At 67.4% G+C, this 22,557-nt stretch carries 24 protein-coding genes and 1 riboswitch; of the genes, 18 read left to right on the top strand and 6 right to left on the bottom strand.

What is annotated here, in order from left to right; genetic code table 11:
- The first annotated feature begins 14 nt into the window (after positions 1–14).
- A complete protein-coding gene (locus tag BJ992_RS13525) occupies positions 15–584 on the top strand; it encodes a helix-turn-helix domain-containing protein (protein ID WP_184980922.1) in 570 nt (189 codons plus the stop codon).
- Between the two features lie 69 nt (positions 585–653).
- Here the strand turns inward: BJ992_RS13525 and BJ992_RS13520 are convergent, their stop codons facing one another.
- Positions 654–2,207 (bottom strand): acyl--CoA ligase family protein, encoded by a 1,554-nt coding sequence (locus BJ992_RS13520; RefSeq protein ID WP_184980920.1) that lies wholly within the window; start codon positions 2,205–2,207, stop codon positions 654–656.
- A gap of 110 nt (positions 2,208–2,317) precedes the next feature.
- Positions 2,318–2,911, bottom strand: coding sequence for a TetR/AcrR family transcriptional regulator (locus tag BJ992_RS13515; RefSeq protein ID WP_221474798.1), 594 nt, complete (start codon positions 2,909–2,911; stop codon positions 2,318–2,320).
- Between the two features lie 142 nt (positions 2,912–3,053).
- On the opposite strand from BJ992_RS13515, the gene BJ992_RS13510 reads away from it, so the two are divergent.
- The 5 genes from BJ992_RS13510 to BJ992_RS13490 all read left to right on the top strand — a co-directional run bounded on the left by BJ992_RS13510 (position 3,054) and on the right by BJ992_RS13490 (position 7,880).
- Positions 3,054–4,439 carry an acyl-CoA dehydrogenase family protein gene (locus BJ992_RS13510; protein ID WP_221474797.1) on the top strand — a complete coding sequence of 462 codons (1,386 nt, stop codon included), beginning with the start codon at positions 3,054–3,056 and terminating at the stop codon, positions 4,437–4,439.
- On the top strand, positions 4,436–5,464 hold the full coding sequence (locus tag BJ992_RS13505) for a phosphotransferase (protein WP_184980918.1): 1,029 nt from the start codon (positions 4,436–4,438) through the stop codon (positions 5,462–5,464). Before BJ992_RS13510 ends, BJ992_RS13505 begins: the two co-directional genes overlap by 4 nt.
- Entirely contained in the window at positions 5,461–6,333 is an 873-nt protein-coding gene (locus BJ992_RS13500; RefSeq protein ID WP_184980916.1) for an SDR family NAD(P)-dependent oxidoreductase, read from the top strand. Before BJ992_RS13505 ends, BJ992_RS13500 begins: the two co-directional genes overlap by 4 nt.
- Positions 6,334–6,575: 242 nt before the next feature.
- A riboswitch (cyclic di-AMP (ydaO/yuaA leader) is annotated at positions 6,576–6,720 on the top strand.
- Between the two features lie 12 nt (positions 6,721–6,732).
- Positions 6,733–7,497 carry a glycoside hydrolase family 25 protein gene (locus tag BJ992_RS13495; protein ID WP_184980914.1) on the top strand — a complete coding sequence of 255 codons (765 nt, stop codon included), beginning with the start codon at positions 6,733–6,735 and terminating at the stop codon, positions 7,495–7,497.
- A 116-nt stretch (positions 7,498–7,613) separates the two neighbouring features.
- A complete protein-coding gene (locus BJ992_RS13490; RefSeq protein ID WP_246497227.1) occupies positions 7,614–7,880 on the top strand; it encodes an SHOCT domain-containing protein in 267 nt (88 codons plus the stop codon).
- Positions 7,881–8,236: 356 nt separating this feature from the next.
- Here the strand turns inward: BJ992_RS13490 and BJ992_RS13485 are convergent, their stop codons facing one another.
- The 4 genes from BJ992_RS13485 to BJ992_RS13470 all read right to left on the bottom strand — a co-directional run bounded on the left by BJ992_RS13485 (position 8,237) and on the right by BJ992_RS13470 (position 12,350).
- Positions 8,237–9,211 carry an ATP-binding protein gene (locus BJ992_RS13485; RefSeq protein ID WP_184980912.1) on the bottom strand — a complete coding sequence of 325 codons (975 nt, stop codon included), beginning with the start codon at positions 9,209–9,211 and terminating at the stop codon, positions 8,237–8,239.
- 726 nt (positions 9,212–9,937) lie between these two features.
- Positions 9,938–10,672 (bottom strand): restriction endonuclease, encoded by a 735-nt coding sequence (locus BJ992_RS13480; RefSeq protein WP_184980910.1) that lies wholly within the window; start codon positions 10,670–10,672, stop codon positions 9,938–9,940.
- Between the two features lie 161 nt (positions 10,673–10,833).
- Entirely contained in the window at positions 10,834–11,514 is a 681-nt protein-coding gene (locus tag BJ992_RS13475) for an HAD family hydrolase (protein WP_184980908.1), read from the bottom strand.
- On the bottom strand, positions 11,511–12,350 hold the full coding sequence (locus BJ992_RS13470; RefSeq protein WP_184980906.1) for a GntR family transcriptional regulator: 840 nt from the start codon (positions 12,348–12,350) through the stop codon (positions 11,511–11,513). The genes BJ992_RS13475 and BJ992_RS13470 overlap by 4 nt, the downstream gene beginning before the upstream one ends.
- 195 nt (positions 12,351–12,545) lie before the next feature.
- On the opposite strand from BJ992_RS13470, the gene BJ992_RS13465 reads away from it, so the two are divergent.
- The 12 genes from BJ992_RS13465 (at position 12,546) to BJ992_RS13410 (ending at position 22,518) form a co-directional block, all read left to right on the top strand.
- Positions 12,546–12,854, top strand: a complete 309-nt coding sequence (locus BJ992_RS13465) for a WhiB family transcriptional regulator (protein ID WP_184980904.1) — start codon at positions 12,546–12,548, stop codon at positions 12,852–12,854.
- A gap of 175 nt (positions 12,855–13,029) precedes the next feature.
- Positions 13,030–13,431 (top strand): RRQRL motif-containing zinc-binding protein, encoded by a 402-nt coding sequence (locus BJ992_RS13460; RefSeq protein ID WP_184980902.1) that lies wholly within the window; start codon positions 13,030–13,032, stop codon positions 13,429–13,431.
- Positions 13,428–14,399 (top strand): conjugal transfer protein TraI, encoded by a 972-nt coding sequence (locus tag BJ992_RS13455; RefSeq protein WP_184980900.1) that lies wholly within the window; start codon positions 13,428–13,430, stop codon positions 14,397–14,399. The genes BJ992_RS13460 and BJ992_RS13455 overlap by 4 nt, the downstream gene beginning before the upstream one ends.
- A gap of 18 nt (positions 14,400–14,417) precedes the next feature.
- A complete protein-coding gene (locus tag BJ992_RS13450; RefSeq protein WP_184980898.1) occupies positions 14,418–14,591 on the top strand; it encodes a hypothetical protein in 174 nt (57 codons plus the stop codon).
- Between the two features lie 139 nt (positions 14,592–14,730).
- Entirely contained in the window at positions 14,731–16,920 is a 2,190-nt protein-coding gene (locus tag BJ992_RS13445) for a P-loop NTPase family protein (RefSeq protein WP_221474795.1), read from the top strand.
- Between the two features lie 185 nt (positions 16,921–17,105).
- The gene (locus tag BJ992_RS13440) at positions 17,106–17,411 is read left to right on the top strand and encodes a hypothetical protein (protein WP_184980896.1); all 306 of its coding nucleotides are present in this window, start codon (positions 17,106–17,108) and stop codon (positions 17,409–17,411) included.
- Between the two features lie 29 nt (positions 17,412–17,440).
- Positions 17,441–17,956 (top strand): hypothetical protein, encoded by a 516-nt coding sequence (locus tag BJ992_RS13435; protein ID WP_184980894.1) that lies wholly within the window; start codon positions 17,441–17,443, stop codon positions 17,954–17,956.
- 6 nt (positions 17,957–17,962) lie between these two features.
- A complete protein-coding gene (locus BJ992_RS13430; protein ID WP_184980892.1) occupies positions 17,963–19,093 on the top strand; it encodes a DNA cytosine methyltransferase in 1,131 nt (376 codons plus the stop codon).
- Complete coding sequence (locus BJ992_RS13425; protein WP_184980890.1) at positions 19,090–19,992, top strand: bifunctional DNA primase/polymerase; 903 nt, start codon at positions 19,090–19,092, stop codon at positions 19,990–19,992. Before BJ992_RS13430 ends, BJ992_RS13425 begins: the two co-directional genes overlap by 4 nt.
- Complete coding sequence (locus tag BJ992_RS13420) at positions 19,989–21,134, top strand: AAA family ATPase (protein ID WP_184980888.1); 1,146 nt, start codon at positions 19,989–19,991, stop codon at positions 21,132–21,134. Before BJ992_RS13425 ends, BJ992_RS13420 begins: the two co-directional genes overlap by 4 nt.
- Positions 21,131–21,352, top strand: a complete 222-nt coding sequence (locus BJ992_RS13415; protein ID WP_184980887.1) for a helix-turn-helix domain-containing protein — start codon at positions 21,131–21,133, stop codon at positions 21,350–21,352. Before BJ992_RS13420 ends, BJ992_RS13415 begins: the two co-directional genes overlap by 4 nt.
- Entirely contained in the window at positions 21,352–22,518 is a 1,167-nt protein-coding gene (locus BJ992_RS13410; protein ID WP_184980885.1) for a site-specific integrase, read from the top strand. Before BJ992_RS13415 ends, BJ992_RS13410 begins: the two co-directional genes overlap by 1 nt.
- Positions 22,519–22,557 lie beyond the last annotated feature (39 nt).

Genomic DNA, 22,557 nt, shown 5'->3' with positions numbered 1-22,557 from the left:
GCGGGGAAACAACGTTGGAAGCGAGCGACCTCGGCCGGCTGATCAGAGAGCGGCGGAAGGCCAGCAAGTTAACCCTCTCCCAGCTCGCCGAGCGCGCGGGTGTGTCGACGAGTTATGTCAGCCAGGTCGAGCGGGGAATCGCGAATCCGACACTGTCCAGCCTCAAGACGCTCGCCTTGGCGCTCGATTTCAACATCGGTTCCCTGCTGGAGCAGTCGCAGCCGGAATTCCCCACGGCGGACGGCGACGTCGCCGTCCTTCGCGCCGGCCGCCGCCGCCGCGTCGTCTACCCGGGCTCCGAGATCGCCAACGAGTTGCTGTCCCCCAACCTGCGCAAGCGCATGGAGATCATCTGGGTCGAGGCCCCGCGCGGACAGGGCAGCGGCGGTCATCCGCACCAGCACGAGGGTGAGGAATGCGGGGTCGTGCTCCAGGGAGCGATGCGCTTCTGGGTCGGCGACCAGGAATGGGTGCTCGACCCCCGTGACTCCATCTACTTCCCGAGCAACCTGCCGCACCGCTGGGAGAGCGTCGGCACCGACGACCTCATCGCGGTCTGGATCATCACTCCCCCGACGTTCTGAGCCGCCGGGCCGCGGCGCCTCCGGGCCACCGGCCCGGCGGCGGCCGCGCCGGCGCTCCTCGCGGTCCCGTCACGGTTCCTCGGCGGCCGAGGCACGGAGCAGGTTCTTCTGGATCTTCCCGGTGGAGGTCTTGGGAAGTTCGTCGAAGACGACGCGGCGCGGGGCCTTGAAGTGCGCGAGCCGGTCCCTGACGTACCCGATGATCTCCTCGGCGGACACCTCCGCGCCGTCCCGGGGGGTCACGAAGGCGATGGGTATCTGTCCCCACTTGTCGTCCGCGACCCCGACGACCGCCGATTCCAGCACCGCGGGATGGCTGTCGATCAACCGTTCCACCTCGACCGACGCGATGTTCTCTCCACCGGAGATGATGATGTCCTTCGAGCGGTCCCTGATCTCGACATAGCCGTCGGGGTGCCGTACGGCCAGGTCGCCGGTGCGGAGCCATCCGTCGAGCCCGGCCGCGGCGGTCGCGTCCTCGTCGCGGTAGTAGCCCAGCATGACGTCGTTGCCGCGTACGACGATCTCTCCGATCGTCGCGCCGTCGGCGGGGACGTCCCGGCCCCCGGCGTCGACCACCCGTGGCTGCTCGGCGATGACGTTGCCGACCCCCTGCCGTGCCTTCAGCACGGCCTGCTCACCGGCCGGCAGGTCGTCCCACGGCGGCTGCCACTGGTTGATCATCACCGGTCCGAAGGTCTCGGTGAGCCCGTACAGATGGGTGACCTCCATCCGCAGCCCGGCCATGCGGGCCAGCAGCGTCGGCGTCGGCGGCGCGCCGCCGGTCTGCACCCGGACGATCCGGTCCGGCGGGTCGCCGGACGTCGCCTCGGGGGCATTGGCGATCATGCCGAGCACCGTCGGCGCCGCGCTGAAGTGGGTGACCCCCTCCTCGCGCAGCAACCGCCAGATCCGGCCGGGATCGACCGTCCGCAGACAGACATGGGTGCCACCCGCGGCCGTGACGGCCCAGGTGAAACACCACCCGTCGCAGTGGAACATCGGCAGCGTCCACAGGTAGGCGCTGTCCGGGCCGAGGCCCGCGTGGAACGCCATCGCCAGCGCCTGCAGGTAGGCGCCGCGGTGGTGGTACATCACCCCCTTGGGCCGGCCGGTCGTGCCGCTCGTGTAGTTGATCGCCAGCAGCGCGCGCTCGTCGTCGCACCCGGCCACCCGCGGTCCGGCCTCGGCGAGCAGCCGTTCGTACTCGCCGTCGCCACCGGCCACGACCAGCCGGACCCCGGTCACCGCCGCGACCTCACCGGCCCGTTCGGCGAGCTCGCTCGTGGCGATCAGGACCCGCGCGCCGGAGTGCTCGACGATGTAGGCCAGCTCACCGGCCGACAGGCGGATGTTGAGCGGCACCAGCACCGCCGCGGCCATCGGCACGCCGTTGTGCAGTTCGAGCATGACGTGACTGTTCACGCACAACGCCGCGACCCGGTCGCCGGGCCCGACGCCGAGACCGGCGAGAGCGCCGGCGAGCCGCCGCGACCGACGCAGGAACTGCTCGTAGGTGAACCGGAGCTCACCGTCGACCACCGCGAGCCGGTCACGGAACACATGGCCGGCCCGCTGGAGGAAGGCCGACGGGGTGAGCGCGGTGAAGGCGAACTGTGTCATCGTTCCCCGATCTGTCGGCCCTCGGTGGTCACGGCCCGATCTGCACTGTGGGTGCAGATTTGCACCAAGGAAACATCGTGTCAAGGGTCGGGGTCGCCACTCGCCGCGCCTCAGCGCGCGCCGGCGAGCCGCAGCGCGAAGTCGCCGTACTGGTAGACGATCTGGTCCTCGGTGAGGTCGCCGTCCTCGCGGTACCACACGGAGGCCCCCATGCCGAGGTCCAGGATCGCGTACGAGGTCAGCTTGGCGGACACGACATGGAACCGGCCCGCGCCGATCCCGTCGGTGACCAGATCACGGAAACCGCGCTCGTACCTGGCGCGGCGCTGGAGCACCTCGGCCCGGTGCGGCTCCTCCAGACTGCGGATCTCCCTGGTCCCGACGAAGGCCTCCAGCCGGTGCCGCGCGTGGAACCGCACATGCGCCTCGGCGGCCCGGCGCAGGCGCTCGGTGACGTCCGCGCACCCCTCGATCGCCGCGCGGTGGTTCGCGATCAGCGCGTCCATCGTCGTGATCATGATCTGGGCCAGCAGCTCCTGCTTGGACCCGACGTGCTTGTACAGGCTCGGCCCGCGTATGCCGATGGCCGCGCCGATGTCCGCCATGGTCGTGGCCTGGTAGCCGCGTTCGGCGAACAGCTCCAGCGCCGCAGCCCTGATGTCGGCGGCCCGCGCGGCCATAAGCGCCTCCTCGACTCGGGTCAAGCTAGCCCATGTTAGCCCGTCAGGCGTCGCTGAGCCCACGCTTCGAGGCCGGTCTTGACCGCGAGAGGGGTCGGCGGCTAGAAGTAGGCTAACAGTCATTAGCCGTTGTCGACGTCGTCTATCCCGTCAGGAGGCCGGTCCGGTGCCTGTCGATCTGTCCCATGACCCGCGTGTCACGGAGCTGGCCGAGCGCACCGCGCGGTTCGTCCGCGAGGTCGTCGTCCCCGAGGAGGAGCGCCACGACGGCGTCGCGGCCGCCGGCGGGGAGGCGCTGCGGACCCGGCTCCAGGCCGCGGCCAAACAGGCCGGCCTGTTCGCGCCGCACGTCTCCCCCGAGTACGGCGGACACGGGCTGGACATGCGGGACCGCACCACGGTCTTCGAGGAGGCCGGGTGGTCGCTGTTCGGGCCGCTCGCGCTGAACATCGCGGCCCCCGACGAGGGCAACATGCACCTGCTGGAGGCGGTGGCGAGCGCCGCGCAGAAGGAGCGTTACCTGCGTCCACTGGCGCAAGGCGAGGTGCGCTCGTGCTTCGCGATGACCGAACCGGCCCCGGGGGCCGGCTCCGACCCCGCCGCGCTGACCACGCGCGCGACCAGGGTGACCGGCGGCTGGCGGATCGACGGCCGCAAATGGTTCATCACCGGCGCCGACGGAGCCGGTTTCACCATCTGCATGGCCCGCACCTCCGGCGAGCCCGGCGACCGCGGCGGAGCGACCATGTTCCTGGTCGACGCCGCGAACCCCGGGACGAAGGTCGTCCGGCACATCTCCACCCTCGACGAGAGCCTGTACGGCGGCCACTGCGAGGTCGTGTTCGACGACTGCGTCGTGCCGGACGAGGCCGTGCTCGGCGAGGTGGACAAAGGGTACGAATACGCGCAGGTGCGGCTCGGCCCGGCCCGGATGACGCACTGCATGCGCTGGCTCGGCATCGCCAGGCGGGCCCAGCAGATCGCGCTGACCCGCGCCGCGAGCCGCGAGCTGTTCGGCTCGCGACTGGCCGACCTCGGCATGGCGCAGGGCATGATCGCCGACTCGGAGATCGACATCGCCGCCGCGCGGGCCCTGACCCTCCAGGCGTGCTGGGAACTCGACCAGGGCCGGTCCGGCGCGCAGTCCACCGCGATCGCCAAGGCGTTCACCGCCGAGGCGGTGTGGCGGGTCGTGGACCGCGCACTGCAGATCTGCGGCTCCCTCGGCGTCTCCGGCGACGTGCCACTCAACCGCTTCCTGCGCGAGGTACGACCCTTCCGCATCTACGACGGCCCCACCGAGACCCACCGCTGGGCCATCGCACGCCGCGCGATACGCAGGAACGAACAGTCCCACGGCAACGACCAGGCACGCGGCGACGAACAGGCACGCGGGAACGAACAGGCACGCGGGGCCGAACAGGCGCACGGCAACGCACAGACGCATGGCGACCAGCAGGTACGCGGCGACCAGCAAGCGCACGGGGACCAGCAAGCGCACGGGGACCAGCAGATACGCCGCGACCAGCAGGCGCACGGAGACCCGAGGTGAACCACGCGCCGGAGGGCCTCGACCTGGTGGCCGTGCGGAGATTCTTCGACACCCATGTCCAGGAGGCGACCGGCCCGGTCACCGCCGAACTGGTGCACGGCGGCCGGTCCAACCTCACCTACCGCCTGACCGACGGCCGGCGCGCCTGGGTGCTGCGCCGTCCCCCGCTCGGCGGCCTCACCCCCTCCGCGCACGACATGGCCCGCGAGTACCGCGTGGTAGCGGCCCTGCACGGCAACGGCGTCCCGGTGGCGCGCGCCGTCACCCTGTGCGAAGACCTTTCTGTCCTCGGATGCGTGTTCTCGGTGATGGAGTACGTTCCCGGGGTGGTCGTCCGGACCCGGGAGGACCTGGACCGGTACGACCCGCTGGAGCAGGCCCGGTGCGCCTACGCGCTGGTGGACGTGCTCGCCGCGCTCCACGCCGTTCCGCACGCCGAGGTGGGCCTGGCCGGTTTCGGCCGTCCCGAGGGATTCCTGGCCCGCCAGGTCGACCGGTGGTACGGCCAGTGGCACCGGGTCGCCACCCGCGAGCTGCGCGACATCGAGGACCTGCACGCCGGGCTGGCCGAGGCGGTGCCGCGCGAGAGCGCCGCCGCCGTCGTCCACGGCGACTTCCGCATCGACAACGCCATCTTCGCCGACGACGACCTCGGCACGGTACGCGCACTGGTCGACTGGGAGATGGCGACCGTCGGCGACCCGCTGACCGACCTCGGCCTCCACCTGGTCTACCGCGACCCGGCCTTCGAGCCGGTCCTCGGCGGCTCGGCCGCCTCCGTCTCCGAGCACCTGCCGTCCCCCGAGGCACTCGCCGGACGCTACTCCCGCGTCACCGGCCGCGACCTCACCCACCTGGACTTCTACCTCGCGCTCGGCTACTTCAAGATCGCTGTGGTCGCCGAAGGCATCCACGCCAGACACCGCCAGGGCCTCACCGTAGGAGAAGGCTTCGGCACAGTAGGCGCCGCCGTCCCACGCCTGGCCGCAGCGGGCCTGCACGCTCTGGGAAGGACCACGACATGACCGGCACCGACGACACCGCGCACGCGGTGAGCGACCACCCGCCTGAGCACGCACGCACACCCACCCGGCCGGCGGCCCTCGTCACCGGCGCCACCCGGCCGGCGGCCCTGGTCACCGGCGCCTCCCGCGGCATCGGCCTGGCCATAGCCGAGCGACTGGCCGCGGCCGGCTACGACCTCACCGTCTGCGCCAGGGACCCCGGCCGCCTCACCGCCGCAGCGGACCGTCTCCGCACCCACGGCGGCCAGGTACGGCCCGAGCCCGCCGACATGGCCCACGAGCAGGACGTCCTGCGCGTCGCCGAAGCGCACACGACCGCCTACGGCCGCTGCGACGTCCTGGTGATCGCGGCAGGCACCGGCACGGCCGGACCTCTCGGCACCGCCCCCCTGTCCCGCCTCGACAAGCAGTTCGCCGTCAACGTCCGCGCACCGTACGCACTGGTCCAGGCCCTGCTCCCCACCCTGCGCACGACCGCCGCCGACCGTCCCACCACCACCGGCACCACCGGCACCGGCACCGGCACCGGCACCGGCACCGGCACGAAGATCATCGTCTTGTCCTCCATCACCGGCACCTACCCGGAACCCGGCCTGGCCGCCTACGGCGCCACCAAGGCAGCACTCACCGCCTTCTGCCACTCCATCAACACCGAACTCTCCCCCGCCGGCATCACCGCCACCGCGATCTGCCCCGGCTACGTCGACACCGACATGACCGCCTGGATCCGCGACCGCATCGACCCCACCGAGATGATCGCCACCGCGGACATCGCGGAACTGGCGATGGCCCTCACCCGCCTCTCCGCCAACGCCGTCGTCCCCGAACTCCTCGTCACCCGCCCCGGACGACAACTGCACCGCGCCTGACACTCCAGGACGGCCGGAGTGGTGAAAGATCTACCCGCCGGGAAATCCCTGCAGGCAAGGGCCGCTGAGCCGTTCCGGCCCCGCACGACACTCAAAGAGTCTTGCCGCTACTTGCGCTCTTTATAGAAATCTGCGTAGCTTTCGCCACGGCTGCACACTCTCGCCGTTCTGGTACGAGCGGTGTCGCCACCCGACCACCCGACCATGCCGCGTCCTGCCCCGGGGCTCCCTCGCGGGGGACGTACGCGTGGCCGCCGAGTCCGCGCTTCGCGGAGCCGGGGACCCATTCTTTTCCGGGGTGAATCGGACGCCGACCCTGTCGCGTCCGTAGGGCACTTCCACGTCCGAACCCGTCAGCTGACCCGGTAGGCGGCATGGAAGCCAGGAGTCATCTCTCACATGCTCACGCCCCGATCCTCCTCCACGTCGAGGAACCGACCGACCCTCCCTGGAAAGCGCCTCTCCTACGCGTTCGCCGGTGCGTTCCTGGCCGCGACCGCAGCCCTCACGGGTCTCCCCGGCCAGGCGTTCGCCGCCCCGCTCAACCACGAGCAGTCCCACGTCCAGGAGCGATCCGCACCGCTCACCTACGGTCAGGACGTCTCCAACTACCAGCCCCAGCACGACTGGGAGACCAGCCCCGCCCAGTTCGGCATCATCAAGGCCACCGAAGGCACGACCTTCCGCGACGCCGCCTTCGCCAGGCACTGGCAGGCATTGGCGAAGAAGGGCATCGTCCGTGGCGCCTACCACTACGGTCACCCGGCCAACGACCCCATCGCCGAGGCCGACCACTTCCTGTCAGTGGTCAACTCACAGCCCGCCGCACCCGGCGATCTGCTGACCCTGGACCTGGAGACCACCGACGGACGGTCCGTCGCCGAGGTCAACGCCTGGGCCAAGACCTGGCTCTCCTACGTCAAGGCCAAGACCGGCGTCGCCCCGATGTTCTACAGCGGCTGGAACTTCGCCGACACCTACGGAAAGGGTCTCGCCGAATACCCCCTCTGGGTCGCGCACTACAGCAAGCCCCGGGGCACCGTCACCCCACCCGCCGATTGGAAGACCTGGACCATCCACCAGTACACCGAAACACCGATCGACGAGAACGTCTCCGCGCTGACCCCGGACGAGCTACGCGCGCTGGGCCGCCCCGCGCGGTGAAGCCGAAGCCGCCGGCAGCCCTTCCCCTAGTAACATGGGACTGAAGCCCCTTCAGCCGGCACCGGGTGTGCACACACCATGGTGAGCACCGGCGATGAGAACGGGTGGTGACGATCATGTGGTGGGACCACGACGGCATGGGTGGCTGGGGATACGCACTCATGACCCTGGGCATGGTGGTTTTCTGGGGTCTGGTGGCCGCGACGATCGTGCTGGCGATCCGCTACGCCGGCAAGACCACACGCACCGACCGGATTCCCTCGCAACAGTCCGCTGAGGAAGTGCTGGCACGGCGGTTCGCCCGCGGCGAGATCGACGCCGAGGAGTACCACGCCAGACTCGACACGCTACGCGAGAGACACGACTCCCCCCTCGGGGGGTGACGTACGCTCCAGCATCCGTACCGGCGCGCGTGCCGATCATGCGCCGGCACGCTGTGTCACCAGAAGATCAGAAGGCCGCTTCCACGATTCGGAAGCGGCCTTCGGGCTGTGTGGGCGATACTGGGATCGAACCAGTGACCTCTTCGGTGTGAACCAAATCGAACACTCATCCGGTTCTTGTTCAACCCTCTCGGGACGTGCCAATGGTCGTCCGCGAAGGTACGCCGCCGTTCGTGATCGTCAGCTACCGTTGTCACGCAGTTGGTCACTCAGGAACCCGCTACCCCCCAAGTGTTGCAGCCATCGCGCAGAGCGCGGCCGGCCGCTACAAGTACAGCCCGGCTTGGAGCGAGATTTCAGTACTGGTCGCCTCGTAGTAACCAACGAGCAATATTATTTGAGGAAGCCCGTGGATTCGCTCTCATCAGGCTGACTGATACAGCTAGTGGCCGAGTCGCACCAGAGACCGATAGTGCGTACGAAAGAACCACCTCTGGGCAATCCTGAATTACCATCACAAATTCCCTAGGGTTTACGTCCTTTTGTATATGCAAAGTCAGTCCGCCGGCCCCAACCACGAAAGCGGCATCTGGATACCCAAGCACGCCGAAGCGTGGCTGACTAGCGCGCTCCTCTCTAGTCATACCGAAGTAGAGTAGCCGCGCAGGTAGCTTTACTGGCGCAGCGGAAATATCTTTCTGTCGAAACTCGATAGTCGCCCGCATCTGGTGCGCAGGTAGCACAGCAACCCCACCAACGGGCTGATAGAGGAATACAGAACTGCGGAATATCAGTCTTAGATGTTCCGGCTGTGAATCACGGGCTGGAACTAGGTGCGCACTCCCCTCGGCCTCCACCATACTCACGTCCGGTAGTTTTTGTGCGGGCATGAGTATTTTTATCAAATCGCTACGATTGGCCGAGCGCGTTCCGGTGCCTTTTCTAACTGGCACGTCTCGTTCTACGCTCCCCATGTTCGAGACCTTGATTACGTATGGCGCCCTATCGGTCTCGAACACGAGTGCCACAACAGAATTTTCCTCATCGATTGGCACGACTTGAGTATTTGTAAGGTCAGGCGCTATCCCCTCGTCGAATCGCGCCTGAAACTGATTCCACCATGTCGCGGCGTCTACGGACGGATCACGCTTAGTGAGGCATTGCTTCTTTTCGTCGACCCCAATGATCCACATAATGGGCTCACCGTGGGCACTATTAGCATGTCCCGCAAGTTGCCGCGCCTTCTCAACCTTTGGCCAGTCAGCCTTGCATTCAACTTGTGAGTCTTCAACCGGGGTGCCTCCGAGGATCCGCTCCACCAGAGCGAGCACCCTAGCCTCTACTTCTTGAGCGCGCATCAACCTGTCATTTCGACTTCGATATTTACCACAATAAGCAAAGGGCAATATGGCGACTGGAAGGCCCAATCGCGAGGACTCCTCAGAGGGCTGCAACATTTGGGGGGGCGACTCTGCTACATGAGCGTTGCTGGACTCAACCCGCCTCCCCATTGACGTATGACCATCCCAGGAGGGATGTGTATAGCATCGTCATCAGGGGCGCCGCCGTCCGGCCTGCGATCGAGAACTCAAGGTTCTTAGTACACTCATCCCGCACCACCTTGCCCCTTTTATCCCGGCTTTGGTTCTGCTTACGGGTGTACGAGATATGGGGGAGAAGCATGCAGATCAGCGATACACCGATCATCAATGCGGGAGTCGAGTTCAGCCCAGCACCGCCGATAGCATCGTAGCCACTGTCCCCCGCATGGATCCAGGAAACGACGGATCTGGCTGAGGGGGGCAGCAAGGACAGCGCGTCCCCCCAAGTGTCCCTGAAGCGGGACTGTACATACGCTGGTCGGATGCGGCGCGGTGACAGCAGGGACAAGGGGGACAGTCACAGCGTCGCGACAGTCTCAAGGCAGGTAGTGGAACGTCGGCTTCGGGTGCATCAGGAAGTCGTGATGGGAGATCTTCCATGCGTAGGAACCGGCCATCAGGAATTCAAACACGTCATCTGGCTGGAGAGTGGTAAAGCGGTTGCACCGTTCAGGCTCATTCACTCAGTCGCATAGCGGCTTCTGCGACGTCGAGACGTCTCTCCAATTCCGCAACCTCAGGTTCGAGAATCACACATAATTCTACTGGCGTGTTTGCCACAAGATCATATTCCTGCGGCACCCAATTTCGTACTACGCCACCTAGGCTTGCGATCGCCCCATACACTTGACTATACGTGACAGGGAATGCGCCACGAAATGCAGCGCTGAGCGCAGCATCCACAGCGCCTATAATCATCCACCCTTCATATCCTTTAACCATCCCATCGGTTCGCAATTTATACTTGATGCGGTCAGCCTTTTTCAGACTCCAGTAGCGGTCTCGACAGAAGTCCATTCGCTCATTAATCATTCTTAGTTGCGCCATACCGACCGCACCACTTGCGGAAACAGACAAGTCAGCAAGTGATGTGAGCTGGACATTAGTTAGATGAGCGGCGTCAGCGGCACCACTTTGAAAACCGGATTCAGACATAATTATGCCACGATCGGCACCAGTGTCAGAGACGATCTCGCGAAGGCCAAGGACATGCAACTTAGATACGCGCCGCTGCCAGTACTTACACTCGACAAGCCACATGAGATCAAAGCCGACGTGAGAGGAACGCACGACTACGTCAATCTCGTGGGATGTTCTAACACCCTGCAAGGTCACCTTTACAGTAGCCTCTAACCCAATGCTCCGGAAGAAGGATGCCACCTTCTCCTGATAGTCATCCCATGCTGGCATGTGGTCATCATCTCTCAACGAAACCGACGCTGGCCACCCGAGACGACGCTGTGCCTCAGTTGGGGGACAGCTAACGACAGTCGTCCCCCGGATGTCCCTCTAGTGAGGGGTGTTTTCCCTGGTTAGACGCAGTGCGGTAACAGTGGGGACGAGAGGGACAATCACAGCGCGGGCACAAGGTCATCTAGGCGAGTCACCACCACCTCGGCCCCGGCGGATGCGAAAGAATCGGCCTTACCCGGCTTGTTGGCGTACCCAACTGAAATAACTCCAGCAGCTTTGGCCGCCTCGATATCGGAAAGAGAGTCCCCCACGAGCATTGTTTGCTCCGATGGGGCTGTCAACTTGTCGAGTGCCTGACTCACGAGATACGGATTCGGCTTCATTAGCGCGGGGTTCGGGTCCGTCCGCCCAGATATGTAGCTGACCGCAGACAGAAGCCCCCGAGCGGAGAGAAACGCTGTAATGCTAGCAACAGAGTTGTTACTCACGATAGCTATCGGCTTCCCGACCTCCACAGCCCGGCGGATCATCTCTTCTACGCCGGGTGTGATCTCGGCTGTGGCCGTCGCCTTCACTTCCAAGTCCGTCAGCGCTTCCTGCAAGGCACGGTTAACCTCAGTTCCCAGTACCGCGCTGTAGCGGAATACCTCAAGAGGGTCATCCTGGGTTAGTACGTGATCGGGCAGGTCTACCCCGGCGGCAGTGAGCATCTTGGAGAGCTGGCCCGCGACGGTTGGCGCAGAGAGGCCTGCGTAGATGTCGCAGACTGGCCCATCGAAGTCGAGCAGGACATATTGCACGTGTTCCAACGCCGTCTGTATAGCTTCCGCCGTGGTCACGAGACCGGCCGTCCTACCGTACTCCATACGCTGTCGAACCATGCGCGGGACTGCTGGACAAAAAGGCCAGATGTGGAGTCGTCGCCGTCGCTTACTGCAAAATGGAACAGTTCAGCATCCTTGCCCATTAGGTCGAACATGGGCAGCGGTCCACCACCAAGGGCCACGGTGTGCTCTGTCACCGGGTAGAAGCCGAAGAACGCTTCCTCGCCGTTGATGATGTAGAGCTTGAAGCGCGGTGGCTCCCCGCTCATCCGCACTTCGGCAGACGCGGATGCCACCAACCCGAGGTCCCGAAGCTCGTGCACAGAGTCCACGATCGCCTGAGCGTGGCGGGATGTGATCCTCTCAGCGCGCTTACGGAACAGCGGTTCGTCTTCCAGGTTGTCGACTCGGCAGGGAAGAGACCAGGGGCGGTCAGCATCCGGCACGAGTACGCGGACCGTGATGCTTTCAGGCACCAATCGTCCGGCACGGATGCTGTCGAGTGGTTCCTGGATGGCGCCATGCAACGTTTCGCCGGAGAAGCCGGCGAATTCGATGGTGACGTCTGGTTTCTTGAACGCCTGCTCAATGTGGGGTCGGAGCCCAACCGGGCGCGCGATCCGTTCGCGGACGAACACGCCGCTGCCTTGCCTGGAGACCACCAGCCCTTCATCACGTAGCTCGCGGATGGCCTGCTGAATGGTCTGGCGAGCTACGCCGAAGCGCTTGGCCAACTCGGGACCGGAAGGAAGCTTCTCTCCAGGAACGAACTTCCTGGTCAAGATGGCCGCCCTGAGCTGAGCGGCCACTTGAAGGTACGGGGGACGCGGGTCGTCCAGGTCGAGTTTCATGCGGCCAGCGTACTGCCGCTTGAACAGCTTTCCTAGACAAGTTGGACATGCCTCTTGACATGACTAGGCAAGCCAGTCAGCATTGAGCTTGCACAACCTGCCTAGCCAAGATGGCCAGGTGGAGACGATAGAGCCGGGACACGGTCCGATCGCCAAACCGCCCGCATCCCGGCACCTCATGGAGGTGTTCTCATCATGACCTACGGGTCCCCGAACGTCCTGTTCGGCGGAAAGAGATCGGTGGCGCTGCTGGCCGCCTTACTCGCCGCCGGACCTGCCTGTGACCTGGCCGACGCGCGAACCTTCACCGGTCCGGACGCCGACGATGAGCCCGATGCGATGCGGCAGGCGCGGGAAGTGTCGGCCAAGAGGATCTGCCGTGCCTGTCCGGCTCTGGCGCTGTGTCTGGACTACGCGCGGAGTTTCGGTCCCGATGAGGGTGTCTGGGCTGGTCTTACGGCCGATGAGCTTCGCGAGTTCGACCTGTTGGCGGGGGTGGCGTGATGCGTCGTCGTTTCCGCTGTCCTGACTGCGGTCAGCGGTCCACGAGTTTCGTTGGGTGCGCTCGCTGCGGTAGTTCCGCCGGCCGTCACGTCCAGCTCTGCCCCGTCCATGGCGCTACCTGTCGTGCCCGGTGCCGTTCGTGCCGTGTCCGTTTCCGGAGAGGGTCGGTGCGCTGATGAGCCGTATCCGTGCCCGTTTCTGGGACCCCGCCGGTGAGAAGTACGGGCTTCCCACCTATCCCTGGCAGATGGCGCCGGCGCATCTGCTCACTCTGCGGCAGCTCACCGCGCGGGGGCTTCGTCCCGGTGGTCAGGGTGTTCAGGCGCAGATTCTTTGGCGGTCGCGCCGTCACGGTGCCCCCGGTGTTCGCGCCGCCTACCTGTACGACGTGCGTTTCGCGTTGCCCAAGCGCACCGCGTCCCCCGCTCAGCTCGAAGCGCTGGGCAAGGCCAACGCCGCGCGCCGCCGGTGCACCGAGTGTGGCACCGACGCCGGTTACGTCATCCCGCGCCGCTACGGCATGTGCCTGGACTGTGCGTTGGGTCCTGAGCAGGTTGGGACGGAGGTAGCCGCATGAGCGTCACCAGTCCCACGCCTGAGCCGACGCCTGAAGACATCTCGCAGGGGTTGGCTGCGCTGGAGCGGCATCTCGCCGACGTCGCGCCGTCGGCCACGCCGGCCACGTCGTCCGCCGCGGCGGATGATGGTGCGACGCGCCGGGTTCGGCGGTTGCGTGCCGAGGTGGCTGAGGCGCATCTGCTGGCCGATCTTCAGGGCGATGACGCGCCGCTGCTGGTGGACACCAAGCGGGTTCGCCGGCGTCGCAAGGCCGCTCAGGAGGCTGCGCGGTTGCATGTGCTGGGGCAGGACCCGGCGATGCGTGCCTGGCAGGCCGCTCGTATGCGGCGCGTGCTGGTGACGTGCGCCATGGTGTCGCTGACGCTGGCGTTGGCGTGGTCCACCGCCGGTGTGCAGCGGTTCGCCGCCGATGGTGCCGAGCCAGGTTCGCCGGCGTGGCTGTTCGCCTGGCTGGTTGAGCCGTTCATGTCCATGGCGCTGCTGGTCGTGGTCGGTGCCCGCGCCTACCTGGGGTCGCGTGGCGCTGCGCTGACCGATCGGACGCTGGTGCGCATCGAGTGGTTGTTCCTGGGGCTGACGCTCGGCATGAACGCCTGGCCGTACCTGCCCGGTGTCGCCGAGTCGTTCAGTGTCTCTCGTCTGGTGCTGCATCTGCTGGGGCCGGTGGTGGCGGTCGCCGTCGTGACCGCGCTCCCGATCATCCTCGCTGCCTTCACTCGCCTGGATCACGGCACCGCCGGTACCCCCCTTACCGGGCCGTCGTACAGGGCGAACGTCCCCACCCAGCACCCCAGGCCGCGCGGGGACGGCCCCGATCTCACCGACTTGACGGCGCGTGCGCGGCGGCTCATCGCCGCCGGGGAACTGCCTGCCGACCCCGGCGCGGACAAGATCCGCCGTGCTCTGCGATGCGGCATGGACACCGCCCGCGCCGTCCGTGACTCCCTGTCCACCGACCCCGCCTAGACCCCCGAGGAACCCGCCATGTTCACCATCGCACTCATCCTCAGCTTGATCTGCCTGGCCATCCCGGTGTTCACGTTCCTGCGCATGGTGGTCACCGCCCGGCGTGTCCGCGCGGAAATCCACTGGCGCATGTCGGCGCACCGCCGGCACTGCTGCGGCCACCAGGCCGAATCCGACCACAAGGTGTTCTGATGCCCCACCGCGTCACGGCCGGTTTCCCCACCGGTCCCGTATCACTTCGGCTCAACACGCAGGGCGCGGCCCCAATCCGCCAAGACCAGGCCACGCCCTGCCACCCCGCCCACTGCAAGAGACACGAGGTGCCCACATCATGACCCACGAACCGTTCAACCCCAACCCCGACGCCGACCCCTCCGCCCGGGCCAACGGCCATCAGGCGAAGGTGGTGGAGCTGGACGCCGTCCGCGACCGCCGCAACTCCCCGCCCGTGCCCGGGACCGGTGAGCAGGCGACTTCCAGCGACACCGCCTATGAAGTCGTGCTGGACGAACAGCCACCGGCCGACGACACCCCGCCCGCGGTGGACCTGGCCGACGCCGGCGCGACCGTCGTCACCCGGCGCCGTCCGATCATCCCGGCGGGTCTGCGTCGCGCCAACCTGCCGCACACCCTGTCCACCGCGATGGCGGAAGCCGGGTACGTGGCGGGCTTCCACACGGTGCGTTCGCCCTGGTACCTGCTCAAGGTCGCGTCCTGGTCGGTGGTCGGGCTGGTGCGGCTGATGGGTCGCCGGTTGCGCTGGTGGGCCGTCAGTGAGCAGTACGCGCTGCTTCAGCAGGCCGCCACCGACAACGACCCGGCCATGTGGCTGAAGCTCAGCCGTGAGGGACGGGCCATCCGCCGGTGGCACGGCATCGTGCTGATCGGTCAGCTCATCGCGCTCATCACCGCCGTGTCAGTCGGTGTGGCCGTGCTGCCGGTGTGGGGGTGGCTGCTGGTGGCCGGTGTGGTGGTGCCGCTGCTGGCGCACCAGGGACGGCCGGCCGGTGCCGCGATCGTGTCGCCGGTGGTGGTCAAGCGCCGGTACCGCAAGCTGAACAGTGACATCGTGCTGCGCGCGTACTACGCCGCCGGCTTAGGTCACCCCGACCGTGCTGACCAGCAGATCGAGTTCGGTACGCAGATGGCCCGCGACGGCAACGGGTCCAAGGTGCTGATCAACCTTCCCTACGGTCGGACGTTCGGCGAGGCGGTCAAGGCCCGCGAGAAGATCGCCTCCGGGCTGGACGTGTCGCTGTCACAGGTCACCATCTCCCGCGACGCGGCCAGCAACCGCAGTCACTGGCTGTGGGTGGCCGACGCCGACCCGCTCGCCATCCCCGCCGGCCGTACCCCGCTGCTGGCGTGCAAGGAAACCGACATCTGGCAGCCCGCACCGCTCGGGGTCGATGAGCGGGGCCGCGCGGTGGCGCTGCTGATGCTGTGGACGTCCATCCTGGTCGGCGCGCAACCCCGGCAGGGCAAGAGCTTCACCGCCCGCCTGCTGGCCCTGTACGCCGCGCTGGACCCGTATGTGCGGCTGGATGTGTTCGACGGCAAGGGCTCACCCGACTGGCGAAAGTTCGCCCTGGTGGCGCACTCGTGCTCGTTCGGGTTCACCATGACCCGCGACGGTGACCCACTGGAGATCTTCGTTCAGACGTTGCGTGACCTCAAGGCCGACGTTCAGGACCGCTACCAGCGGTTGAGCGAACTGCCGGTGGAGGTCTGCCCCGAAGGCAAGCTCACCCGCGACATCGCCCGTGACCCCAAGTACCGCATGCCGGTGCGGCTTGTGGTCATCGACGAGTGCCAGGAGTACTTCGACACCGGCGACAAGGAACTGAACAAAGAGATCTCGGCCCTGATGGTGTACCTGGTCAAGGTGGCCCCCGCCGCCGGCGTCATCGTGCTGGACGCCACCCAGAAACCCGGCGGAGTCGGCACCGGTGACACCGCGACCGCGTTCACCAGCTTCCGCGACAACCACCAGACCCGCATCGCGCTGCGTACCGGTTCCTGGCAGGTCTCTGACCTGGTCCTGGGATCAGGCGCCTACTCCGAAGGATTCGATTCGTCGGCGCTGCTGCCCGGGTACAAGGGCGTGGGCATCCTGCGCGGCGCGTCCGACGAGACGCCGACCGTGCGGTTCCACCTGGCCGACGCCGAAGACGCCGAGAAGATCCTCACCGCCGCCCGCGCCCTGCGGCAGCGCGCCGGAACGCTGTCCGGGCACGCCGCCGGACAGTCCACCATCCGCGAGGTGCGTGACGTTCTGGCCGACGTGCTGAGCGTCTTCCAGTCCGCAGAGACCGGCCTGCCGTGGACCCTCACCGCCGCACGGCTGGCCGAGCGCATCCCCGAGCACTACGCCGAGGTGACCCCCGAAGCCATCTCCGCTCAGGTGCGCGCACTCGGAGTGCCGAGCGTGGACATCAAGCGCGACGGCAAGTCCCTCAAGGGCGCCAAGAAAACCGCTATCACCGACGCCATCGCCCGCCGGCAGGCCACCGCCGGATAGCCACCGCACCCCCGGGCGGCCCACCCACACCGCGCCGCCCGGGGTCGCGCGCCACCCGCGACCGGTCGCGGCACCGCGACCCACCCCGCGACCTCACAAACCCCACCTGACCAGCCCGGATATCCGCAGGTCGCGGGTAGCGGGCTCGGCTCACCACGCCACCAAACCCTCTGTGGAGCCTTGTCATGACCCACCTGGCCGCGACCGCAACCACCCAAACCGCGACCCTCGCCATCTCCCTCGCCGGCGTACTCGGCTGGCTCACCCTCGCCGCCGGGCTCTGGCTGACCGGCTACCTGTTGCGCTGCGCGGTGAGCCCGTTCGGCCCCTGCCGACGCTGCGAGGGAGACGGCAAGATCCGCCCCCGCCCCGGCGGACTACGCCGCAAAGCCCGCTACTGCCGCCGCTGCGACGGCACCGGCCTACGCCTGCGCATCGGCCGGCGCGCCTGGAACCACGCACGCCGCCTGCACCGCGACATCACCCACTGACCCCGCCACCACGTCAGGAGACCACCACCATGCCCACCCCGGACACCTCCACCCCCGACGACATCCGCCCGACCATCCCCACCCGCCACCAGATCGGCACTTACGACCTCCAGACCTGGCGCGTTGTCCCCGCCGAGTGCAACCCCGACCGTCACCCGCTCGGCCGATGGGCCATCGCCGCCGGCGAGGAGGAATGGGACCTGTACATCGAAGTGGCCGACGCCGAAGACTGCCGGGCCGTCGCCGAGTTCATCGTGTCCGCCGTCCACGACCACGCCGAAGACCAGCGCCACGCCGCCGCCGTGGACGACATCCGAACCGAGATCGAACGGCTACGCGCCACCCGGCACGAAGCCGCCACCCCCTACCGCCTCGACAGCGCTCGGCTGGCCGAAGCGACCGCCGCGCTCGGCGAAATCGCCCGGCACATCGTCACCGCCAGGCAGCACCGGCGCTATCCCCGCGACCCCGAATTACGCCAGCACGTCACCCACCTGGCCGCGCTGCTGACGCTGTGGCTGCACGCCGACAGCGCCACCGACTGACCGCCCATGACCACCGCAACGTCCCACCACACGGCTTGCCTGCTGACTGCCGGTTCGATGTGCACCGGATACGGAGGGCTGGACATGGCCGTGTCCGCCGTGCTCGGCACCCGCCTGCTGTGGGTGGCCGACAACGACCCGCACGCCGCCGCGGTGCTCGCCCGCCGATTTCCCCAGGTGCCGAACCTGGGTGATCTGACCGCTGTGGACTGGGCCGGCGTGCCCGCCCCCGATGTGCTGACCGCCGGGTTTCCCTGCCAGCCGGTCAGCGCCGCCGGCCGACGAAAGGGCATCACCGATGAGCGATGGCTGTTCGACCACATCTGTGCCGCTGTTGGCCGAATGGACCCACCACCCCGGCTGCTCGTGTTCGAGAACGTCGCTGGGCTGCTGTCTGCGAACGGCGGGGACGCTATGGCCCGAGTCGTTCAGGGACTGGCCACGCTCGGCTACCTGGGGGCCTGGCGGGTTGTCCGCGCCAGCGACGCCGGCGCACCCCACCGCCGCGAACGCGTCTTCATCCTCGCCTGGCACAGCGACCCTGCTGAAGACCCCAACCGCGCAACTGGCCGTCAACGGCGGCTCCCAGCACCCCGACAAGCGCAGAGCCGGGGGCCATGGACCGACGCTGGCCGACGAGGTGGAACACCTGATGCCCACACCACTGGCCAGCATGCAGGGACCCTCCCGCAGGGAGATCAGCCAGGGCAACCCCAAACACCGTCTGGAGACAGCCGTGGCCCTGCTCCCCACCCCCAAGGCCACCGACGGCACCAACGGCGGCCCCAACCAGCGCGGCTCATCGGGAGACCTGACCCTGCCATCACTGGCCATACGGCTACCGACTGGGGACCCTACGGCCCCGCCATACACCGCTGGGAACACATCCTCGGCCGCCCCGCCCCCCGGCCCACCGAACCCGGGCGAACCGGCGACCGCCTGAGCCCGCACTTCGTCGAATGGCTCATGGGCCTGCCCGACCGATGGGTCACCGGCATCCCCGGCATCCCCCGCAACGGGCAACTTCGCCTGCTGGGCAACGGCGTGGTCCCGCAACAGGCCATCACCGCCGTGCTGTCGCTCCTGCCCGGCCACTACCTGCCCGGCGTCCGCCAGATGGAGGCCATCGCGTCATGAACACCAACCCGATCCTGCGCTACGCTCTGGCCGCCGCCGCCCGCGGCTGGCACGTCTTCCCCCTCGCTCCCGGGGACAAGGTGCCGCTCAAAGGCCAAAGCTGGACCCGGCAGGCCACCACCGACCCCGACCGCATCCGCCACTGGTGGACCCGCACGCCCTACAACGTCGGCATCTCGTGTGGACCCTCGCGGCTGGTCGTGGTGGACCTGGACGTACCCAAGCCCGGCGAGGCACCCCCGGCTGAATGGGACCTGCCCGGGATCGGGGACGGTGCCGATGTGCTCGCGGTGGTCTGCGAGCGTGCCGGCCAGCCGTTCCCCACGTTCGAGACCTTCCAGGTCCGTACCCGGCGCGGCGGGGTGCATCTGTACTACGCCGCGCCGGACGGCCCGTCGCTCGGCAACACCCAGGGAGACGACGGCAACGGACTGGGCTGGAAAATCGACACACGCGGCAACGGCGGGTACGTCGTCGGCCCCGGCAGCTTCGTCAACCTGCCCGATGGCGCCGGACGATACGAGGTGATCCACCCCGCCGCACCGGCACCGCTGCCCGCGTGGCTGGCCGAACGCCTGCGGCCCGCACCACTGCCACCGCAAAAGCCGGTAGCGGTGCCGCTGGCCGGTGACCGGCGCGGTTCCTACCTTCGCGCGGCCGTCGTCGCAGAACTGGAGCGGGTGACCGCATCCCCGGCGGACGGCCACAACATCGCGCTGTACCGTTCGGCGGTCGCACTGGGGCAGCTCGTGGCCGGTGGTGCGCTGGACGAAGACCAGGTCACCGCGTGGCTTGCCGACGCCGCCGCCACGGTCGGCCAGCGACCCGGCGAGGCACGGCGCACCATCGCATCCGGTCTGCGCGCCGGCGCCAGGCGGCCCCGGACGGTGGCCGCATGAACGACCACGAACGCCCCCCGCATCTGCGGCTGGTCTCAGGCAACACCGCCCCGGTACCCCGGGAAGGGGCCGAGGTGCCGTTCCGCACCTCGTGGACCGCCGATGAGCTGATGGCCATGACCTTCCCCGACACCAAGTGGGCCGTTCCCGGGGTCATCGCCGAAGGGCTCAACCTGCTGGCCGGTCCACCCAAGGTCGGCAAGTCGTGGCTCTCGCTCGGTACCGCCATCGCCGTGGCCGCCGGAGGCAAAGCCCTGGAAGCCATCGCCGTGGAACCCGGGCCGGTGCTCTACCTCGCACTGGAAGACACCCCGCGCCGTCTCCAGTCCCGCATGCGAAAAATCCTCGGTGGCGCATCGGCACCGCGTGACCTCACCTTGGCCACCACGTGCCCGACCCTGCCGCAAGGTGGTGAGGAAGCCATCGCGCGGTGGCTGGAACGCAACGTGGGTGCCCGCATGGTGGTCATCGACGTGTTCGCCAAGGTGCGCGGCATCGCCCCGCCGGGACTGTCGGCCTACGACGCCGACTACGCCGCCATGAGCAGAGCCAAACGCCTGGCCGACGCCTTCGGCGTCGCCGTCGTCCTCGTCCACCACGTCCGCAAGATGGCCTCGGACGACTTCCTCGCCGAGGTGTCCGGCACCAACGGACTCGCCGGCGCGGCAGACGCCACGCTGGTACTCAAACGGGCACGCGGAAGCGCTGACGGCGTCCTGCACGTCACCGGCCGCGATGTGGAGGAAGCCGAGTACGCCATGGCGTTCCAACCCGACGCCGGCGTCTGGCATCTGCTGGACGGCCCACCAGAGGACCACACCCTGTCGGCAACCCGCGCGGCCATCCTCCGGTACGTCCGCCAGCATCCCGGCAGTCCACCGAAGGTCATCGCCGAAGCCATCGGAGTGGCCTACGACAACGTGAAAAAGACCTGTCAGCGCATGGCCGCCGACAACCAGCTCAGTGCCGACGTCAGCGGACGGTACCGGCTTCCCGCCGCGCAATCCCCTGAGTCCGTCCCCACGGTCCCCGTCGTCCCCGACTCGACTTCCAGCAGCGTGAACGCCACCGCTCCGCAGGGACAACCGTCTCTGTGGGGTGTCCCCACGGTCCCCGCCAACGAGGAGACGCCGCACCCATGACCGCCTTGGCGCCGGACGTGGTCCGGCTGGACGATAACCAGCTCTACCGAGTGAGCGACGCCATGCGGCTTCTCCGCATGAGCCGCACCGTCATCTATGAACAGCTCCGCTCCGGGCGGCTGCGATCGGTCAAGCAAGGCCGGTCCCGTCTGATCACCGCCCGTGCCATCCGCGAGTACATCGCCCTCTTGGAGAAGGAAGCAGAGGAAGCCGCCTGATGACCAAACGACGAAGCCGCGGCGACGGCGGATTGCACTGGGACGAACGACGGAACCGCTGGATAGCGTCCGTGACGGTCGGCTATACGCCGGAGGGGAAGCGGATCGTCCGCAGAGCTAGCGGGAAGACCAAGACCGAAGCGAAGGACAAGCTGAAGGAGATTCAGCGCGACCACGACGACGGCTTGACCGTGGCCACGGGGAACTACACGGTTGCCGACGCCGTACGGAACTGGTTGGAGTTCGGGTTGACCGGCCGGGACGTCGCCACCATCGAGAATCGCACGATCCTGGCGAACACTCACGTGATCCCGGCGCTCGGTGCGCGGAAGCTTCGGGAACTCACTGCGGACGACGTGGACCGCTGGTTGGCGAGCAAGGCAGAGACGCTCAGCACGCGGACCCTGCTGGACATCCGTTCGATCCTCAAGCGTGCGGTGAGCCGCGCTCAGGCTAGGGACAAGGTGAAGCGGAATGTGGTGCTGCTCTGCGAGGTGCCACGGGGAAAGCCTGGCCGGCCGTCCAAGTCCCTAACACTCGACCAGGCCGAAGCCGTGCTGAACGCAGCGACGGGGAAGCCCTTGCACGCGTACGTCGTGCTCTCTCTGCTCATCGGCGCTCGGACTGAGGAACTTCGCGCGCTCACCTGGTCACATGTGGATCTGGACGGCAGGCCCGACGCCGAACCGCCTGTTCCACCATCCATCATGGTCTGGCGTTCGGTGCGGGCTCACGGAGACACGAAGACGCAGAGATCTCGCCGCACCCTAGCCATGCCGAAGCGCTGTGTGGACGCTCTACAGGCCCATAGGGAGCGTCAGAACGCCATCCGCCGCACAGCGGGGGCGAAGTGGCGGGACATGGATCTGGTGTTCTGCACGCGGTTCGGGACGGCGCTCGCGGCCGGGAACGTACGGCGATCGTTCCGGGCCATCGTGCGGGACGCCGGCCTGACGGCTCAGGACTGGACACCACGGGAGATGCGACACAGCTTCGTCTCGCTGCTGTCGGACAGCGGGGTGCCTCTGGAGAACATCTCCCGGTTGGTAGGACACCAGGGAACGGCGGTCACGGAGAAGGTCTACCGCAAGCAGATACGGCCGGTGCTGCTGGAGGGAGCGGAGGCCATGGACATTATCTTCCCGATGGAGCCGGGAGAGGCTTAGTCACTCAGTTGGTCACTCAGAAGATCGAAAAGGCCGCTT

It is taken from the genome of Sphaerisporangium rubeum (assembly GCF_014207705.1).
Lineage (GTDB): Bacteria > Actinomycetota > Actinomycetes > Streptosporangiales > Streptosporangiaceae > Sphaerisporangium > Sphaerisporangium rubeum.
Note: the sequence above shows the minus strand (reverse complement) of the source record. Positions and strands in the feature narration are given on the sequence as shown.

Bases quoted from the DNA above. Each gene is read 5' to 3' on its own strand.
- BJ992_RS13470 (WP_184980906.1), bottom strand. From the start codon at position 12,350: ATGAAACTCGACCTGGACGACCCGCGTCCCCCGTACCTTCAAGTGGCC.
- BJ992_RS13455 (WP_184980900.1), top strand. From the start codon at position 13,428: ATGAGCGTCACCAGTCCCACGCCTGAGCCGACGCCTGAAGACATCTCG.
- BJ992_RS13490 (WP_246497227.1), top strand. From the start codon at position 7,614: ATGTGGTGGGACCACGACGGCATGGGTGGCTGGGGATACGCACTCATG.
- BJ992_RS13440 (WP_184980896.1), top strand. From the start codon at position 17,106: ATGACCCACCTGGCCGCGACCGCAACCACCCAAACCGCGACCCTCGCC.
- BJ992_RS13500 (WP_184980916.1), top strand. From the start codon at position 5,461: ATGACCGGCACCGACGACACCGCGCACGCGGTGAGCGACCACCCGCCT.
- BJ992_RS13460 (WP_184980902.1), top strand. From the start codon at position 13,030: ATGAGCCGTATCCGTGCCCGTTTCTGGGACCCCGCCGGTGAGAAGTAC.
- BJ992_RS13430 (WP_184980892.1), top strand. From the start codon at position 17,963: ATGACCACCGCAACGTCCCACCACACGGCTTGCCTGCTGACTGCCGGT.
- BJ992_RS13420 (WP_184980888.1), top strand. From the start codon at position 19,989: ATGAACGACCACGAACGCCCCCCGCATCTGCGGCTGGTCTCAGGCAAC.
- BJ992_RS13520 (WP_184980920.1), bottom strand. From the start codon at position 2,207: ATGACACAGTTCGCCTTCACCGCGCTCACCCCGTCGGCCTTCCTCCAG.
- BJ992_RS13445 (WP_221474795.1), top strand. From the start codon at position 14,731: ATGACCCACGAACCGTTCAACCCCAACCCCGACGCCGACCCCTCCGCC.
- BJ992_RS13415 (WP_184980887.1), top strand. From the start codon at position 21,131: ATGACCGCCTTGGCGCCGGACGTGGTCCGGCTGGACGATAACCAGCTC.
- BJ992_RS13425 (WP_184980890.1), top strand. From the start codon at position 19,090: ATGAACACCAACCCGATCCTGCGCTACGCTCTGGCCGCCGCCGCCCGC.
- BJ992_RS13465 (WP_184980904.1), top strand. From the start codon at position 12,546: ATGACCTACGGGTCCCCGAACGTCCTGTTCGGCGGAAAGAGATCGGTG.
- BJ992_RS13480 (WP_184980910.1), bottom strand. From the start codon at position 10,672: ATGCCAGCATGGGATGACTATCAGGAGAAGGTGGCATCCTTCTTCCGG.
- BJ992_RS13450 (WP_184980898.1), top strand. From the start codon at position 14,418: ATGTTCACCATCGCACTCATCCTCAGCTTGATCTGCCTGGCCATCCCG.
- BJ992_RS13410 (WP_184980885.1), top strand. From the start codon at position 21,352: ATGACCAAACGACGAAGCCGCGGCGACGGCGGATTGCACTGGGACGAA.
- BJ992_RS13435 (WP_184980894.1), top strand. From the start codon at position 17,441: ATGCCCACCCCGGACACCTCCACCCCCGACGACATCCGCCCGACCATC.
- BJ992_RS13495 (WP_184980914.1), top strand. From the start codon at position 6,733: ATGCTCACGCCCCGATCCTCCTCCACGTCGAGGAACCGACCGACCCTC.